This window comes from Pseudomonas sp. RGM 3321, assembly GCF_022836805.1.
GTDB lineage: Bacteria > Pseudomonadota > Gammaproteobacteria > Pseudomonadales > Pseudomonadaceae > Aquipseudomonas.
This window is the reverse complement of sequence record NZ_JALHBH010000099.1, coordinates 40,722-55,556: the sequence shown is the minus strand read 5'-3', so window position 1 is coordinate 55,556 and position 14,835 is coordinate 40,722. Positions and strand designations below refer to the sequence as shown.

Genomic DNA, 14,835 nt, shown 5'->3' with positions numbered 1-14,835 from the left:
CTTTCCAGATCATGGACGACAGCAGGGTCGTCCATGATTGTTACAGATTAAACCACGATATCAGTAGCCAACGCTTGACCAACAGTCCCCACGACGAAGTCCCCCACACCCTGACCTGTGAAGTCGATCGCCAGGCTACCCAGATTGCTGCTCTGGTTGTAGCTGAGGATCGCTTCGCCGACATGGCCGCTGAACGCGTTGACGAACTGCAGCGCGCTCAGCGTGGAAATGGCCGATACATCGATTTTGTCCTGACCGCTGACAAAGTCACGAATCGTATCCTGCGCTGCACGGTTGGAGTCGGAACTGGCACCAAACACAAAAATGTCTGCACCAGCACCACCGGTCAGGCTGTCGGCACCGCCGCCGCCGTAGATGATGTCGTTGCCGGCACCACCTTTGAGGTCGTTGGCAGCGGCATTGCCGATCAACAGGTCGTTGCCCGAACCGCCCACCGCGTTTTCAACCACCACGCCTTTGGCAATTGAAACGTTGCCCACCATGCCACCCACATCCGAGAACGAGGCCGCATTGAGGTTGATCTTCTGGTTCTGGGTGAAACCCGAGAAGTCGAGGGTATCCTTGCCCCCGCCATCCCACACCGAGAACACCACCTTGGAAGAGGCGGACGTGGCGCTGTAGAAATCGCGCCCGGCAGTGGAGTTGAACCCATAGACCGTATCACCGGCACGGGTGCTCATGTTCGCGCCATAGAGCTGCTGAACGGCAGTGATGTCATCCAGCAACGGTGCCGAAGAGTACGACGGAGCGCCGCCCTTGACGAAGTTCTGGTCAGTGTTGGACTCACTCCAGTAACTCATGACGCTGTAGCCACGGGTGTCTTCTGCGTAAGTGGCGTCCTTGTAGCTCGGATTGCCCTCGCCCGCGTTGTAGTCACCCGGGTGAGACAGGCCCAGAGTATGGCCGATTTCATGAGTGAGGGTCTGACGGCCGTAGTTGCCATTGTCCGGGGTGGTGTTGACCTTGTAGCTGTTATCGACAAGGTACCAGGACTGGCCGTCAGTGCGGCTGTTGCCGCTGGGCAGGTAGGCAAAGGCTGCCCCGCCCGCGCTGCCGTTGCTGTAGTTACCGAAGGTCATATGCCCGTCGCCGCCGGAAGCCGCCTGGGTAAAGCTGACCTTGGCGACGTCAGCCCAGGATTGCATCGACAATACCGCCTGTGCTTTCTGCTGCGCGTTGAACGCACTGAAAGTCCCCAGCGAATTGTCGAACCCGGCAGGCTTGGCCGTGAGGAACGTGTAAGTGAGGTTGATGGTGCCGTTGCCATCACGATCAGTCCACGCAGCGTCGTCGCGAAGGATGTAATCGGCGGCCTGATCGACCGAGTACGAAGGCTTGCCATTGATCGTGAGGTTACCGCCACGGTCATACTGGTGAGCGAACGTATTGATCTGGTCGAAAGAGGTGCTGGTAGCAGCAGAGAGTTGAATTGCAGCATTTTCTTTGACTTTCGTCATGACACTTCCTTGTTTGCTGATTAACAGGTTAGGTGCAGCGGGACTCCCCCCTGTAGCGAGAGAGTCCAGTCACTCGCTTTGTGTTGCTGTTGCGTAACGCTTTGATGCGTAACAAAGCTGACACATTTGGAAATCTTGTGTCCAGCTCTCTTCAGTGATGTCAATTGGCCCAAACGGGGAAGTGCCTACAGGCCTTGGGGAATGGTCCGATATTATTTTTTGTGATGATCAAAAGCTGATAAGTGCTTGAGCAGACGAGGGCAATCTTGATAAAGATGACTGATCGGTCAGGTGTCCTACGATGCGTAATTTGACTGGACGGAAAGTCTCTGGCCAATCCGGCTTGCCCTTCCCGTACTTCCGGAAAGGCATATCGCTATCACCTGAGATCCTGACACTTCTCAAATCCCGGAAATGCAAAAGCCCCGAAAGATCGGGGCTTTTGTTTGAAGTGTTTGAAGCGGCGGCCTGAGTAGTCAGGCCGACGTCATCAGTCGTCGCGGCTCATGATGCCGAAAATCTGCAGCAGGCTGATAAACAGGTTGTAGATCGATACATACAGGCTGACCGTCGCCATGATGTAGTTGCGCTCACCACCCTGAATGATCGCGCTGGTCTGGAACAGAATGCAGACCGACGAGAACAGCACGAAGCCTGCGCTGATCGCCAGTTGCAAACCGCTGATCTGGAAGAACATGCTGGCCACTACTGCGCCAAGCAGAACGAAGAAGCCTGCGGTGATGAAGCCACCCAGGAAGCTCATGTCCTTGCGGGTGATCAACACGTAAGCCGACAGACCGCCGAAAACCAGTGCAGTCATCGCGAAAGCGGAACTGACGACTTCAGCGCCACCGGCCATACCCAGATAACGATTGAGGATCGGGCCCAGCAGGAAACCCATGAAACCTGTCAAGGCGAAGGTCGAAACCAGACCCCAGACCGAATCACGCAATTTGTTGGTCAGAAAGAACAGACCATAGAAGCCGATCAGTACCACGAAAATATTCGGGTAGCCGACGCGCATCTGCTGAGCGACAAATGCCATGACACCGCTGAAAGCCAGCGTCAAAGCGAGAAGACCGTAAGTGTTGCGCAGGACACGACTAACCTCTAGCTGGTCGGCCTGCATGCCGGTTTTAAGGCTGTAATCCTGTTCGCGCATGGCGAAACTCCTTCCTGTTGAAATGTTGAGTTGCAAAGATCATAACAGAGGCGCTGCAACTGGCTAGTCACAGAGTTTGACAGCTTGTTTCATTCCGGTATTATGGCGCCCGCAACGATAGTGGAGGTATGGCCGAGTGGTTTAAGGCAGCAGTCTTGAAAACTGCCGACTGTAACAGGTCCTAGAGTTCGAATCTCTATGCCTCCGCCATATTTGGTAGCGCAAAGCCCTGATTATTCAGGGCTTTGTCGTTTCTGGCCTTTATGAAAATCCCCCCTCTCCTCCCCCCTGCCGGCGGGCCCGCGCAACCTGATATATTGATGCGCACCCCGTATCAATAGACTGACGTTCGAATGCCCATCAATTTCGACCTAAACGACCTCCAGGCATTTCGTGCCGTGGTCGAGAATGGCAGCTTCCGCAAGGCTGCTGAAACCGTGCAGATAACCCAGCCTGCACTCAGCCGGCGCATAGAAAAGCTTGAGTCTGCGCTGAACGTGAAGCTGTTTGAGCGGACCACCCGCAGGGTCAGCCTGACCACGGTTGGCCGTGCATTTCTGCCTCAGGTCGAGCGAATACTGGATGACCTCGACATCGCATTGATGACCATCGATGGCGTCGGTTCCACCCGGATGGGTAGCGTCACCATTGCTTGCGTGCCTTCAGCCGCCTATTACTTCATGCCGCAGGCCATCAGCGCGTTTCATAAGCTGTTTCCGAAAATCAGAATCCGGGTCGTGGATGCCAGCGCCAACGAGGTCAACAGCGCGGTTGCCCTTGGCGAGGCAGATTTCGGGGTGAGTTTCAGCGGCAATCTGGCACCGGAGGTCGACTTCGAATTGCTTCTTCAGGAACGCTACTTGATGGCCTGCCGCCGGGATCACCCGCTTGCGATGTGCGCCAGCGTGAGCTGGGAGGAAATGTACCGCCACGACTACATCGCTCTGGACATAACGTCAGGTAACCGTCTGGTACTGGATCAGGCGCTGGCGCTCTCGCGCCCGCACAAGGAGAGTATCTGCGAAACGCGGCATGTCACCACCATGATCGGCCTTGTGGAGGCTGGCCTCGGCGTGGCGGCGGTGCCCTCGATTGCCATGCCGATGACCGCTCACCCGTTTCTGGTGAGCGTGCCATTGGTTGCACCTGAAGTGGTTCGCAACGTAGGGCTGATCAAACGTCGCGGGAGGACATTGACGCCTGCAGCCCTTGAACTGGAGCGACTGGTCAGGAAGATGCCGCTACGCTCAGCGGGGAACTGAATCCAGCCCGGTAGACTGCACCGTGGCCTGCGCCTCTGGGGACGCCAGGTAATCGAGCAATGCCTTCGCCTGCTTCGGGTGCTCGGCATTGACCGGAATGCCAGCGGCGTAGCGGGTAACCGACTGAACGTCTTCCGGAATCTTCGCCACGAACGTCACGCCGGGAACCGGCAACAGCTCGGCCACCTGTTGAAAGCCCACTTCGTAGTCGCCCTTGGCAACCACTGAAGCAACCGGGACGCGCTCGATCATCTTGCCCTTCGGCGCAAGCTCCTTCTCGATACCGAGTTTTTTGAAAAGCTCTTTTTCGATGTACACACCACTGGCGCTGTCGGAGTAAGCCACCGACTTCACCTTGAGCAGCGTGTCTTTCAACTCGCTGTCGGTACCGATTGCAGGCTTGGCGGCGCCCTGCTTCACGACCATACCAATACGCGAATCCGCCAGCTCGACCCGCGATTCCGGGTCCACCTTGCCTTGCTTGATCAAATCATCCAGCGCATAGCCGACCATGATCACCACATCGGCATGCTCGCCACGAGCCAGGCGGTTTGGAATGGCCTCGGGTGCCTTGCCCATCGACGGGCCAAGGATGGTGTCCAGTGTATCTCCGGAAGACGTCGCGTATTGCGGCCCCAGCAGTTCATACGCAGCGGTAAAACCGCCTGATGTCATGACCTTGAGCTCTTCAGCCTGGGCGGCAACACTGACTGCCATGCAGCTCAGAAAAAGCACCGCCAATTGATGTTTATGCAACAGTTTCATAGTTATTTTCCTTTATTAAACAGCCAGTTGTGGACGAACCGAAAGATGCCGATAGAGCACCAGGGTTGCGCCCAGCGCGCAAGCTGCAGCGAACGTCATCCAGTAAGCAGGTGCGGCCTTGTCACCGGTCAGATGGATCAACCAGGTCGAGATTGCCGGGGTAAAACCGCCGAAAACCGCTGTCGCCAGGCTGTACGCCAGAGAAAAACCGGCCACCCGTACCTCTACCGGCATGATTTCAGTCAATGCCGGAATTATCCCGCCGTTATACAAACCGTAGAGAAACGAGAACCACAACAGCACTTCCAGCATATGAGCAAAGCTTGGTGCATGAGCGAGAAAGGACAGCGCCGGATAAGCGCTGATGATGGTCAGCAGGGTCATCGCTACCAGCAGCGGCTTGCGTCCGAAACGGTCGCTCAACATGCCGCCGACCGGCAGCCAGATAAAGTTGGAGACACCGACCAGGAACGTCACCAGCAGCGCATCGGAGGTACTCAGATTGAGTACGGTTTTGCCGAATGTAGGTGCATAAATGGTGATCAGGTAAAACGTGGTGGTAGTCATCGCCACCATCAGCATGCCGGCAATCACCACGTGCCAGTTTTGCAGCAACGTCGCGAACACCTGTCGCATGGTCGGACGGTTAGCGCGCGTGGCGAACTCTTCGGTTTCCTGCAGACTGCGGCGCAGCAGGAAAATGAACGGGATGATCAGGCAACCGATGGCGAACGGAATTCTCCAGCCCCAGTCGGCGACAGCAGCAGGTGTCATCCATTGGTTCAAGCCGTAACCCAGCGCAGCGGCGACAATGATTGCCACCTGCTGGCTGCCTGACTGCCAGCTGGTGTAGAAGCCCTTGCGACCGGGTGTCGCCATCTCTGCCAGATACACCGACACGCCGCCCAATTCCGCGCCGGCAGAAAAGCCTTGCAGCAAGCGGCCGACCAGCACCAATGCCGGTGCCCACAAGCCGATGCTCGCGTAACCGGGCACCAGGACAATCAGCAACGTGCCGCTGCCCATGATCGACAGGGTCACGATCAAGCCTTTGCGCCGGCCCACATCATCGATGTAAGCGCCCAGAATCACGGCACCCAATGGGCGCATCAGGAAGCCCGCACCGAAGACCGCGAAGGTCATCATCAGCGAAGCAAACTCACTGCTGGCCGGGAAAAAGGCGGAGGCGATCTGGGTGGCATAAAAGCCGAACAGGAAGAAGTCGAATTGCTCGAGGAAGTTGCCTGAAGTGACGCGAAATACTGCTCCGGCCTTCGGCCGGGTGTTGCCTGTTCCTGATGGGGATGAGCTGTGCATCAGTGTTCTCCAGCGATCTTATTAGAGTGTTGTAAGCGCTTATGGGGAAGGAGTCTGCCGGACACACTTTGCAACGAGAAGTGCTATGTTTTCATCGATTGATGCCTGATGGGCATCAATCGACACTCAGACGGTTGCCCCCTGACCCAGCGCTTGCAGGTCGAACCGCGCCAAACTCACACGCCGGCCCTTGAATTCTTTATCATTGCGCATGTTTTGTTGGCAGAGCCGATCATGAAATTCGCCATCTCCCTTTTTTCCGCCGCCCATGCACCCTCCTCGCGAAGAGCCTTGCTGTTCGCCAAAGCCGTACTCGCAGGCGGACATGAGATCGTCCGGTTGTTTTTTTATCAGGACGGCGTACACAGCGCGTCGGCCAATGTCGTTACGCCTCAGGACGAGCAGGATGTGACACAGCAGTGGCGTGACTTCATCGTCGAGCACAACCTGGATGGCGTGGTGTGCATCGCCGCAGCGCTGCGTCGTGGCGTGCTTGATGTCCAAGAGGCCGAGCGTTATCAGCGGCCAGCGGCGAATCTGCGGGAGCCGTGGGAATTGTCCGGGCTGGGGCAGTTGCACGATGCCGTGCAATCGGCTGATCGCTTGATCTGCTTTGGAGGGCCGTGACATGCCCAGATCATTATTGGTAGTCAGCCGTCAGTCGCCGTGGTCCGGCCCCGGAGCCCGTGAAGCGCTGGACATCGTGCTGGCGGGTGGAGCATTCGATCTGTCGGTCGGCCTGCTGTTTCTGGATGACGGGGTTTTCCAGTTGTCGCCGCAGCAATTGCCCGACGCCCTGCAACAGAAAGACCTGACTGCAAACCTCAAGGCCTTGTCGATGTTCGGCGTTGAAGACCTTTATGCCTGCGGACAAAGCCTGACCGAGCGCGGCATCCCTGCCAGCGCATTGAACGAAGAAATCAGTCAGTTGTACACACGCTCCGAACTGTCGGCACTTTTTGACCGCTACGACGAGGTGATTACGATCTGATGGCTACTTTGCACGTTCTCTCCCATTCGCCTTTTGTCGACACCCGACTGGACAGCTGCCTGCGCCTGCTGGGCCGTGACGACGGTGTATTGCTCTGTAGCGACGCTACTTATGCACTGACACCGTCATGCGCACCATTGAAATCCCTGCAGCCCCTGCTCCATTCATTGCAGTTGTTTGTGCTTGATGAAGACATCAAGGCACGCAATCTGCCACTGCCCGCCGGAGTAAACAGCATCGACTACCCTACCTTCGTGGAACTGTCCTTACGCTTCGACAAGGTCAATACCTGGCTATGAAACAGTTGACGATTGACGGGCACAGCATCGAACTGGACAAGGATGGTTTTCTGCAGGACCTCAACGACTGGTCGCTGAACGTCGCCCACGCCCTGTCCGCCCAGGAAGGTATCGCCCTGAGTGCCGAGCACATTGAAATCCTCCAGTTGCTGCGGGATTTCTACGCCGAGTTTCAGCTTTCGCCGGCTACCCGGCCGCTGATCAAATACACCGCACTGAAGCTGGGTAAGGAAAAAGGCAACAGCATGCACCTCAACCGCCTGTTCAACGGCACTCCCGCCAAACTCGCCGCCAAGCTGGCGGGCCTGCCTAAACCGACCAATTGCATATGAACGATTACGCCGCGCTTGTTACCGAAACACCCGAAGAACATCCCTTCGCGACATTTGTGCGCATTCTGGGCAAAGGCAAACGCGGTGCGCGCAACCTGACGCGCGAAGAAGCGCGAGAGGCCATGGGCATGTTGCTCGATGAAAAAGTCGAGGACACCCAGCTCGGGGCTTTTCTGATGCTGCTGCGCCATAAGGAAGAAAGCCCTGAGGAACTGGCGGGGTTTACCGAAGCCGTGCGCGAACGCCTTAATGCTCCGGCCATTCAGGTCGATATCGACTGGCCGACCTACGCAGGGAAAAAGCGTCATCTGCCGTGGTACTTGCTGGCGGCCAAATGTCTGGCGCAAAACGGCGTGAAGATCCTCCTGCACGGCGGCGGTGCCCATACTGCGGGACGCCTGTACACCGAACAATTGCTCGGCCTGCTGAATATTCCCCTGTGCCGCAACTGGTCAGCAGTCGAAACCTCGCTTGAGCAAGGCAATATAGCGTTCATTCCGCTTGCAGACTGGGCACCGCAGCTGCAACGCATGATTGATCTGCGCAACACGCTGGGCCTGCGCTCCCCCATTCATTCTCTGGCACGCATTCTCAACCCGCTTCATGCCCGTTGCGGCCTGCAAAGTATCTTTCATCCGGGCTATCAGAGCGTGCATCGCGAGGCCAGCAGCCTGCTGGGCGACAACGCCATTGTGGTCAAGGGTGATGGCGGCGAAATCGAGATCAACCCGGACACCATCAGCCATTTGTACGGCACCACTGGCGGTCAGCCCTGGGACGAGGAGTGGCCAGCGCTTTCGCCGCGCCGTCATGTAAAACCAGCGACACTCGACCCACAGCAACTGTTGGCCTTGTGGCGCGGAGAAATCGAAGACAGCTACCCGCAACTGGCGTTGATATCGACCATCGCGCTTGCCCTGCGCGGCCTGGGTGTCGCTCGCGACGAAGCTTTCGAGCAAGCCCGAGTATTCTGGGATCGCCGCGACAAGAGCCTTTGACCTATCGGCTGTGACGATCACCAGCCCCTATAATCCTGCACGTTTTAGGTCGAACCGATGCGCCCTGGCTGACCTCCAAGCTCTATAACCTGGAAATGGGAGTCAGACATGGGCCTTCTGGTCGAAGGACACTGGCAAGACCAGTGGTACGAAAGCAGCAAAGATGGTGCCTTTCAGCGCGAAAATGCGCAACGACGCAACTGGGTCACAGCCGATGGACAAGCGGGACCCTCCGGTGAGGGCGGCTTTGCCGCGCAGGCCGGCCGCTACCACTTGTATGTCTCACTGGCATGCCCGTGGGCACACCGCACACTGATCGTACGCAAGCTCAAGGGGCTGGAAAGCCTGATCGGCGTTTCAGTGGTCAGTTGGCTGATGCTGGAAAATGGCTGGACTTTCGATAAGCAGAAAGGCTCCAGCGGCGATGCGCTGGATGACTTCCAGTTCTTTCACCAACGCTATACCGCCGATGACCCTCGCTATACCGGCCGCGTGACGGTTCCGGTGCTGTGGGACAAACAGCAGCAATGCATCGTCAGCAACGAGTCTGCGGAAATCATCCGCATGTTCAATGGCGCATTCGACGAATTGACCGGCAACACGCTGGACTTTTATCCGCAAGCCTTGCGGACGAGCATCGACGAGCTCAACGAGCAGATTTATCCAAACGTCAACAACGGTGTCTACAGGGCCGGGTTCGCCACCTCGCAGGGAGCATACGAAGAGGCGTTCAATGATGTGTTCGCCGAACTGGACGTGCTGGAAAACCTGCTCGGGGAAAAGCGTTACCTGACAGGAAAACACCTGACCGAAGCCGACATACGCCTGTTCACCACCATCGTGCGCTTCGATGCAGTGTATTACAGCCACTTCAAGTGCAACCTGCGGCGCACCGCGGAATACCCGAACCTCAGCAACTGGCTACGTGAGTTGTACCAATGGCCAGGTATCGCGGAGACCGTGAACTTCGAGCACATCAAGGGCCACTACTACGCAAGCCATCGCACCATCAATCCGACCGGCATCATACCGAAGGGTCCAGCGCTTGATCTGCAGGCAAGTCACGACCGGGAGCGGCTGTCCGGCGAGGGTGTCTGGAGCAATTGACAGTTTGGCAAAAAAGGATGGATAGCCCGAACGGGCTATCCAATATCGGCTTCAGACAGTCGCCTGAGCCCCTTCGAACCACGCCAGCTTTTCACGCAGCTTGACCACTTCGCCGATGATCACCAGCGTCGGCGCATGTACCTCATGCTCGGCGACCAGTTGCGGCAGATTGGCCAGAGTGCCGGTAAATACGCGCTGATTGACCGTCGTGCCCTGCTGAACCAGCGCAGCAGGCGTGTCGGCAGAGCGACCATGCCTGATCAGCTCTTCACAGATGACCGGCAAGCCGATCAGCCCCATGTAAAACACCAGCGTCTGAGCAGGCGCAACCAGGTCGGACCAGGGCAGGTCTGTCGTGCCGTCTTTCAAGTGACCGGTAATGAAACGCACGGACTGTGCATGATCACGGTGCGTCAGCGGTATACCGGCATACGCCGCACAACCACTGGCGGCGGTAATACCCGGAACCACTTGAAACGGAATGCCATGCGCTGCCAGCTCTTCGATTTCCTCGCCGCCACGGCCGAAGATAAACGGATCGCCGCCTTTAAGGCGCACCACCCGCTTGCCTTGTTTGGCCAGTGCAACCAGTTGCTGGTTGATCTGTTCCTGCGGAACAGCATGCTCTGCACGGCGTTTACCGACATAGACACGCTCGGCATCGCGACGGCACAGGTCAAGAATAGTTGGCGCGACAAGGCGGTCATAAAGCACCACATCCGCTTGCTGCATCAGGCGCAAGGCCCGGAAAGTCAGCAAGTCAGGATCACCGGGGCCAGCCCCCACCAGATACACCTCGCCGGTCTCCGGCGGCGGCTCGCCAGCGATCTTGGCGATCAGCAGACGCTCGGCCTCGGCCCCCTGCCCGGCCAACTGGCGGTCGGCAATAGCACCCTGAAAAACATCCTCCCAGAACGCTCGGCGTTGCTGCACATTCGGAAACAGACCTTTGACCTGATTGCGAAAGCGCGCAGCCAGCCCGGCGAGTTGCCCGTAGGTGGAGGGAATCCAGGTCTCCAGCTTGGCACGGATCAAACGTGCCAGCACCGGCGCATCGCCGCCACTGGACACAGCGATCACCAATGGCGAGCGGTCGACAATGGCCGGGAAGATAACCGTACACAACGCCGGGGCGTCCACCACATTGACCGGAACGCAGCGCAGCCGGGCGTCCTGGGAAACCTGGGCGTTAAGCGGCTCGTCATCCGTCGCGGCAATAATCAGCACACAACCATCAAGATCGCTTTCGCTGTAGCCACGCAGGATCATCTCACCGCCGCTCTGGACGACCAGCTCACTCAGTTGGGCCTCGATTTCTGGCGCAACCACGCGCAGCACTGCGCCAGCGTCGGCAATGAGGCGTGATTTGCGCAAGGCAATTTCACCACCGCCGACCACCAGCACCCGGCTGCCACGCAGGTTATGGAACAGCGGCAGAAATTCCATTTAACCGATGACCTCAAGGCCGCCCATGTAAGGCTTGAGCACCTCGGGCACGCGAATCGACCCATCCGCCTGCTGGTAGTTTTCCAGCACCGCCACCAGTGTACGACCCACCGCCAGCCCCGACCCGTTGAGGGTGTGGACCAGTTCCGGCTTGCCGGTTTCCGGATTGCGCCAGCGGGCCTGCATGCGGCGCGCCTGGAAATCACCGCAGTTGGAGCACGAAGAGATTTCGCGGTACTTGTCCTGGCTCGGAATCCACACTTCCAGGTCGTAGGTCTTCACGGCACTGAAACCCATGTCGCCGGTGCACAGCGCCAGCGTACGGTACGGCAGTTCCAGCAATTGCAAAACGCGCTCGGCATTGCCGGTCAGCGATTCAAGCGCAGCCATGGAGTCTTCAGGCGTAACGATCTGAACCATCTCGACCTTGTCGAACTGGTGCTGGCGGATCATGCCCCGCGTGTCACGACCCGACGCACCCGCTTCGCTACGGAAGCAAGGGGTGTGGGCAACAAACTTGAGAGGCAGCTGTTTGGCATCGAGAATTTCACCCGACACGATGTTGGTCAACGACACTTCCGCGGTCGGAATCAGGTACAGATCAGCTTCGCCTTCGCGGGTGATCTTGAACAGGTCTTCCTCGAACTTGGGCAACTGGCCTGTACCCTGCAACGCAGGTGCCTGGACCAAGTAAGGCGTGTAGGTCTCTTCGTAGCCGTGTTCGTTGATGTGCAGATTGATCATGAACTGCGCCAGCGCACGGTGCAGGCGCGCGATCGGGCCCCGCAGCAGGGCAAAACGCGCACCGGACAGTTTGGCAGCGGTCTCGAAGTCGAGCCAGCCGAACTTCTCGCCCAGAGCGACGTGATCCTTGACCTCGAAATCGAAGGCAGTCGGCGTACCCCAGCGACGCACCTCGACGTTGCCTTCTTCGTCAGCACCGACCGGCACCGACTCGTGAGGCAGGTTCGGAATGCTCAGCACCAGCGCATCCAGCTCGGCCTGAATGCCGTCCAGCTCGACCTTGCCTTCGCTCAGCTCGTTGCCCATGCGCTCGACATCAGCCATCAACGGCGCAATGTCTTCACCGCGCTGCTTGGCCTGACCGATGGATTTGGAACGTGCATTGCGCTCGGCCTGCAGCTGTTCGGTGCGGGTCTGCACCACCTTGCGCTGGGCTTCCAGCGATTCAATGCGCGCCACATCCAGTGTAAAACCACGGGAAGCCAGGCGATCCGCTACGTCCTGAAGTTGAGTACGTAACAGTTTGGAATCGAGCATATCGTTCTCTCGTCTATCAAAGTCTGGTCAGGGACAGGCCAACCCAGGTTGCGAGCAGCCCGCCGAATACGCTGATACCGGCATAACCAAGGGCCAGCGGTACTTGCCCGCTTTCCAGCAGGCGCAGCGTATCCAGTGAAAAGGATGAAAAGGTCGTCAGACCGCCTACAAAGCCGACAATCAAGCCGGCACGAATTTCGATGGGCACTTCCGGGCGCAGTAGAAACAAGCCATACAGTACGCCGATTATCAGGCACCCGACGATGTTGACCGCAAGCGTTGCAGCGTAAAAATGTCGTGGCCAGTTGGCGCTTACCCAGGTACCCGCTGCAAAACGCAATAATGTACCAGCGATCCCGGCAATCGACACCGCAAGAATGGTGTGAATCATCACTTTCTCCGCTGGCGGGGGCTGGCATCGTCCAATGCGCTCAGACGCCTGAGCTTCTCCCCTATCTTGAGCTCCAGACCGCGTGGCACAGGCTGGTAATACTGCCGTGGTTCCAGCTCGTCCGGAAAGTAGTCTTCGCCAGCCGCATAGGCTTCAGGCTCGTCATGGGCATAACGGTATTCTTCGCCATAACCGAGCTGCTTCATCAGCTTGGTCGGCGCATTGCGCAAGTGCAGCGGCACCTCCAGCGAGCCATGCTCGCCAGCTTCGCGCATTGCTGCCTTGAAGGCCATGTAGACCGCGTTGCTTTTTGGCGCACAGGCCAGATAGACGATGGCCTGTGCTACCGCCAGTTCGCCCTCGGGGCTGCCCAGACGCTCCTGAACGTCCCAGGCCGACATGCACAGTGGCAAGGCGCGCGGATCTGCATTGCCGATATCTTCACTGGCCATGCGCACCACGCGACGCGCCAGATACAGCGGATCGCAGCCGCCATCGATCATCCGGGCAAACCAGTACAGGGCTGCGTCGGGGTCGGACCCGCGTATTGACTTGTGCAAGGCCGATATCTGGTCATAGAACGCCTCACCGCCCTTGTCGAAGCGGCGTCGGCTGTCACCGAGCAGACTCTGCAGCAGCTCGACATCGATCTCGCTGCCGTCTTCGGCAAGATCGGAGGCGTTTTCCAACAGATTGAGCATGCGCCGACCATCGCCATCGGCGGCGGCCATCAGAATCGTGAAACCTTCATCGCTCAGGCTCAGTTGGCGCTTGCCTAACCCGCGCTCCTCGGTCAGGGCACGATTGACCAGCTTGCGCAGCGCTGCCTCGTCCAGGCTTTTGAGTACGTAGACACGGGCCCGGGACAACAAGGCATTATTGAGTTCGAACGAAGGATTTTCGGTAGTAGCGCCGATAAAAATCAGCGTGCCATCCTCGACATAAGGCAGGAACGCATCCTGTTGCGACTTGTTGAAGCGGTGCACTTCGTCGACGAACAGAATCGTGCGTTTGCCATATTGCCCGGCCTGCTGCTTGGCGACTTCCACTGCCTGACGGATTTCCTTGACCCCCGCCAGCACAGCGGAAACAGTCTCGAAATGCGCGTCCGAAACCTTGGCCAGCAGCCTTGCCAGGGTGGTCTTGCCCACACCGGGCGGGCCCCAGAAAATCATCGAATGCAGCGCGCCCTGCTCCAGCGCCTCACGCAGAGGCTTGCCGTGGGCAAGCACGTGTTCCTGACCGACATATTCATCCAGATTGGTAGCACGCAAACGTGCAGCCAGAGGCTGAGCTATCGGTTCGCGGCTGAACAGATCCATGATCAGGAATTAACCCTTTTACTCTTGAATGACATCAGCACCCTTGGGAATCTGGAACTGAAACTTGCTGGCCGCAACAGGCTCGTTGGCCTTGACGCCGGTGAACAGGATATTGGTGCGCTGGCCCACGCTGTCGATCAGTTGCATGTCGTTGATGATGCCGTTACGAAACGACAAACGCAGGCTGTCGAACAGGGTGTCCTTGGTCTTGGGCTTGAGCACGAAGTCGATCACACCACCCGCCTCTTTCGCCGTGATATCGAAGCTTTCGCTGATCTTCGACACGTCACCGGACAGCAGCAAGGCTGGGGTCTGGGTCAGGCGCTGATCGAGCTTCTTGACGGTGACCTGCTCCAGATCAGGGTCCCACAACGACACTTTCTTGCCGTCGGAAACCATCAACTGCTCCTGAGGCGCATCGGTGTGCCAGTTGAACAGCCCTGGACGCTGCAACGTCATTTCGCCCGTAGTCTCTTGCAATTGCGTGCCGCCACCGTCCAGCGTCAATTGCGAGAAGCGTGCGGTCAGGGTCTGGGATTTCTCCAGCAACTGGGTCAGGCGAGCCACGTCCTTGCTGTCGGCATGGGCGGACATCACGGAGAAGGTCAGTGCGGTGGCCAACAGCATGCGGATAAGACGCATGGGATTCCTCTTTGAAGTCGATGATGATGCGGCAGCTGCCTG

Annotated in this window: 16 protein-coding genes and 1 tRNA gene; 8 read left to right on the top strand and 9 right to left on the bottom strand. The window is 58.0% G+C overall.

The annotated features are described in order from the left end of the window. Positions 1 to 47: 47 nt before the first annotated feature. Positions 48 to 1,478, bottom strand: a complete 1,431-nt coding sequence (locus tag RGM3321_RS07710) for a serralysin family metalloprotease (protein WP_244392382.1) — start codon at positions 1,476 to 1,478, stop codon at positions 48 to 50. 490 nt (positions 1,479 to 1,968) lie between these two features. Next, the gene (locus tag RGM3321_RS07705) at positions 1,969 to 2,640 is read right to left on the bottom strand and encodes a Bax inhibitor-1/YccA family protein (protein WP_002553978.1); all 672 of its coding nucleotides are present in this window, start codon (positions 2,638 to 2,640) and stop codon (positions 1,969 to 1,971) included. A gap of 122 nt (positions 2,641 to 2,762) precedes the next feature. Here RGM3321_RS07705 and RGM3321_RS07700 point away from each other — a divergent pair. Further along, positions 2,763 to 2,850: transfer RNA gene (locus tag RGM3321_RS07700), tRNA-Ser, on the top strand. Between the two features lie 143 nt (positions 2,851 to 2,993). After that, positions 2,994 to 3,902 (top strand): LysR family transcriptional regulator, encoded by a 909-nt coding sequence (locus tag RGM3321_RS07695; protein WP_244392380.1) that lies wholly within the window; start codon positions 2,994 to 2,996, stop codon positions 3,900 to 3,902. On the opposite strand, the gene RGM3321_RS07690 is transcribed toward RGM3321_RS07695, so the two are convergent. Both RGM3321_RS07690 and RGM3321_RS07685 read right to left on the bottom strand, forming a co-directional pair. Then, complete coding sequence (locus RGM3321_RS07690; RefSeq protein ID WP_244392378.1) at positions 3,888 to 4,667, bottom strand: substrate-binding domain-containing protein; 780 nt, start codon at positions 4,665 to 4,667, stop codon at positions 3,888 to 3,890. The genes RGM3321_RS07695 and RGM3321_RS07690 overlap by 15 nt on opposite strands. Positions 4,668 to 4,682: 15 nt before the next feature. Further along, complete coding sequence (locus RGM3321_RS07685) at positions 4,683 to 5,984, bottom strand: MFS transporter (protein WP_244392376.1); 1,302 nt, start codon at positions 5,982 to 5,984, stop codon at positions 4,683 to 4,685. Positions 5,985 to 6,218: 234 nt separating this feature from the next. Between RGM3321_RS07685 and tusD the strand changes: the two genes are divergently transcribed. The 6 genes from tusD (at position 6,219) to RGM3321_RS07655 (ending at position 9,711) form a co-directional block, all read left to right on the top strand. Beyond that, positions 6,219 to 6,611, top strand: a complete 393-nt coding sequence (tusD, locus tag RGM3321_RS07680; protein WP_244392374.1) for a sulfurtransferase complex subunit TusD — start codon at positions 6,219 to 6,221, stop codon at positions 6,609 to 6,611. Between the two features lies 1 nt (position 6,612). After that, positions 6,613 to 6,975, top strand: a complete 363-nt coding sequence (gene tusC / locus RGM3321_RS07675; RefSeq protein WP_244392372.1) for a sulfurtransferase complex subunit TusC — start codon at positions 6,613 to 6,615, stop codon at positions 6,973 to 6,975. Continuing rightward, the gene (gene tusB / locus RGM3321_RS07670) at positions 6,975 to 7,274 is read left to right on the top strand and encodes a sulfurtransferase complex subunit TusB (RefSeq protein WP_244392369.1); all 300 of its coding nucleotides are present in this window, start codon (positions 6,975 to 6,977) and stop codon (positions 7,272 to 7,274) included. Before tusC ends, tusB begins: the two co-directional genes overlap by 1 nt. Further along, positions 7,271 to 7,606 (top strand): TusE/DsrC/DsvC family sulfur relay protein, encoded by a 336-nt coding sequence (locus RGM3321_RS07665; RefSeq protein ID WP_244392367.1) that lies wholly within the window; start codon positions 7,271 to 7,273, stop codon positions 7,604 to 7,606. Before tusB ends, RGM3321_RS07665 begins: the two co-directional genes overlap by 4 nt. Beyond that, the gene (locus RGM3321_RS07660) at positions 7,603 to 8,604 is read left to right on the top strand and encodes a glycosyl transferase family protein (RefSeq protein WP_244392365.1); all 1,002 of its coding nucleotides are present in this window, start codon (positions 7,603 to 7,605) and stop codon (positions 8,602 to 8,604) included. Before RGM3321_RS07665 ends, RGM3321_RS07660 begins: the two co-directional genes overlap by 4 nt. 108 nt (positions 8,605 to 8,712) lie before the next feature. Beyond that, the gene (locus RGM3321_RS07655) at positions 8,713 to 9,711 is read left to right on the top strand and encodes a glutathione S-transferase family protein (protein ID WP_244392364.1); all 999 of its coding nucleotides are present in this window, start codon (positions 8,713 to 8,715) and stop codon (positions 9,709 to 9,711) included. 51 nt (positions 9,712 to 9,762) lie between these two features. On the opposite strand, the gene cysG is transcribed toward RGM3321_RS07655, so the two are convergent. Genes cysG through lolA form a run of 5 tightly spaced genes read right to left on the bottom strand, consistent with a single transcriptional unit; the run spans position 9,763 to position 14,793 of the window. Beyond that, positions 9,763 to 11,157, bottom strand: a complete 1,395-nt coding sequence (gene cysG / locus RGM3321_RS07650; RefSeq protein ID WP_244392363.1) for a siroheme synthase CysG — start codon at positions 11,155 to 11,157, stop codon at positions 9,763 to 9,765. Then, complete coding sequence (gene serS / locus RGM3321_RS07645) at positions 11,158 to 12,438, bottom strand: serine--tRNA ligase (RefSeq protein WP_244392362.1); 1,281 nt, start codon at positions 12,436 to 12,438, stop codon at positions 11,158 to 11,160. Between the two features lie 16 nt (positions 12,439 to 12,454). Next, positions 12,455 to 12,829, bottom strand: a complete 375-nt coding sequence (gene crcB / locus RGM3321_RS07640) for a fluoride efflux transporter CrcB (RefSeq protein WP_244392361.1) — start codon at positions 12,827 to 12,829, stop codon at positions 12,455 to 12,457. Beyond that, complete coding sequence (locus RGM3321_RS07635; RefSeq protein ID WP_244392360.1) at positions 12,829 to 14,151, bottom strand: replication-associated recombination protein A; 1,323 nt, start codon at positions 14,149 to 14,151, stop codon at positions 12,829 to 12,831. Before RGM3321_RS07635 ends, crcB begins: the two co-directional genes overlap by 1 nt. Before the next feature lie 18 nt (positions 14,152 to 14,169). Further along, entirely contained in the window at positions 14,170 to 14,793 is a 624-nt protein-coding gene (gene lolA, locus RGM3321_RS07630) for an outer membrane lipoprotein chaperone LolA (protein ID WP_244392359.1), read from the bottom strand. Positions 14,794 to 14,835: the final 42 nt, after the last annotated feature.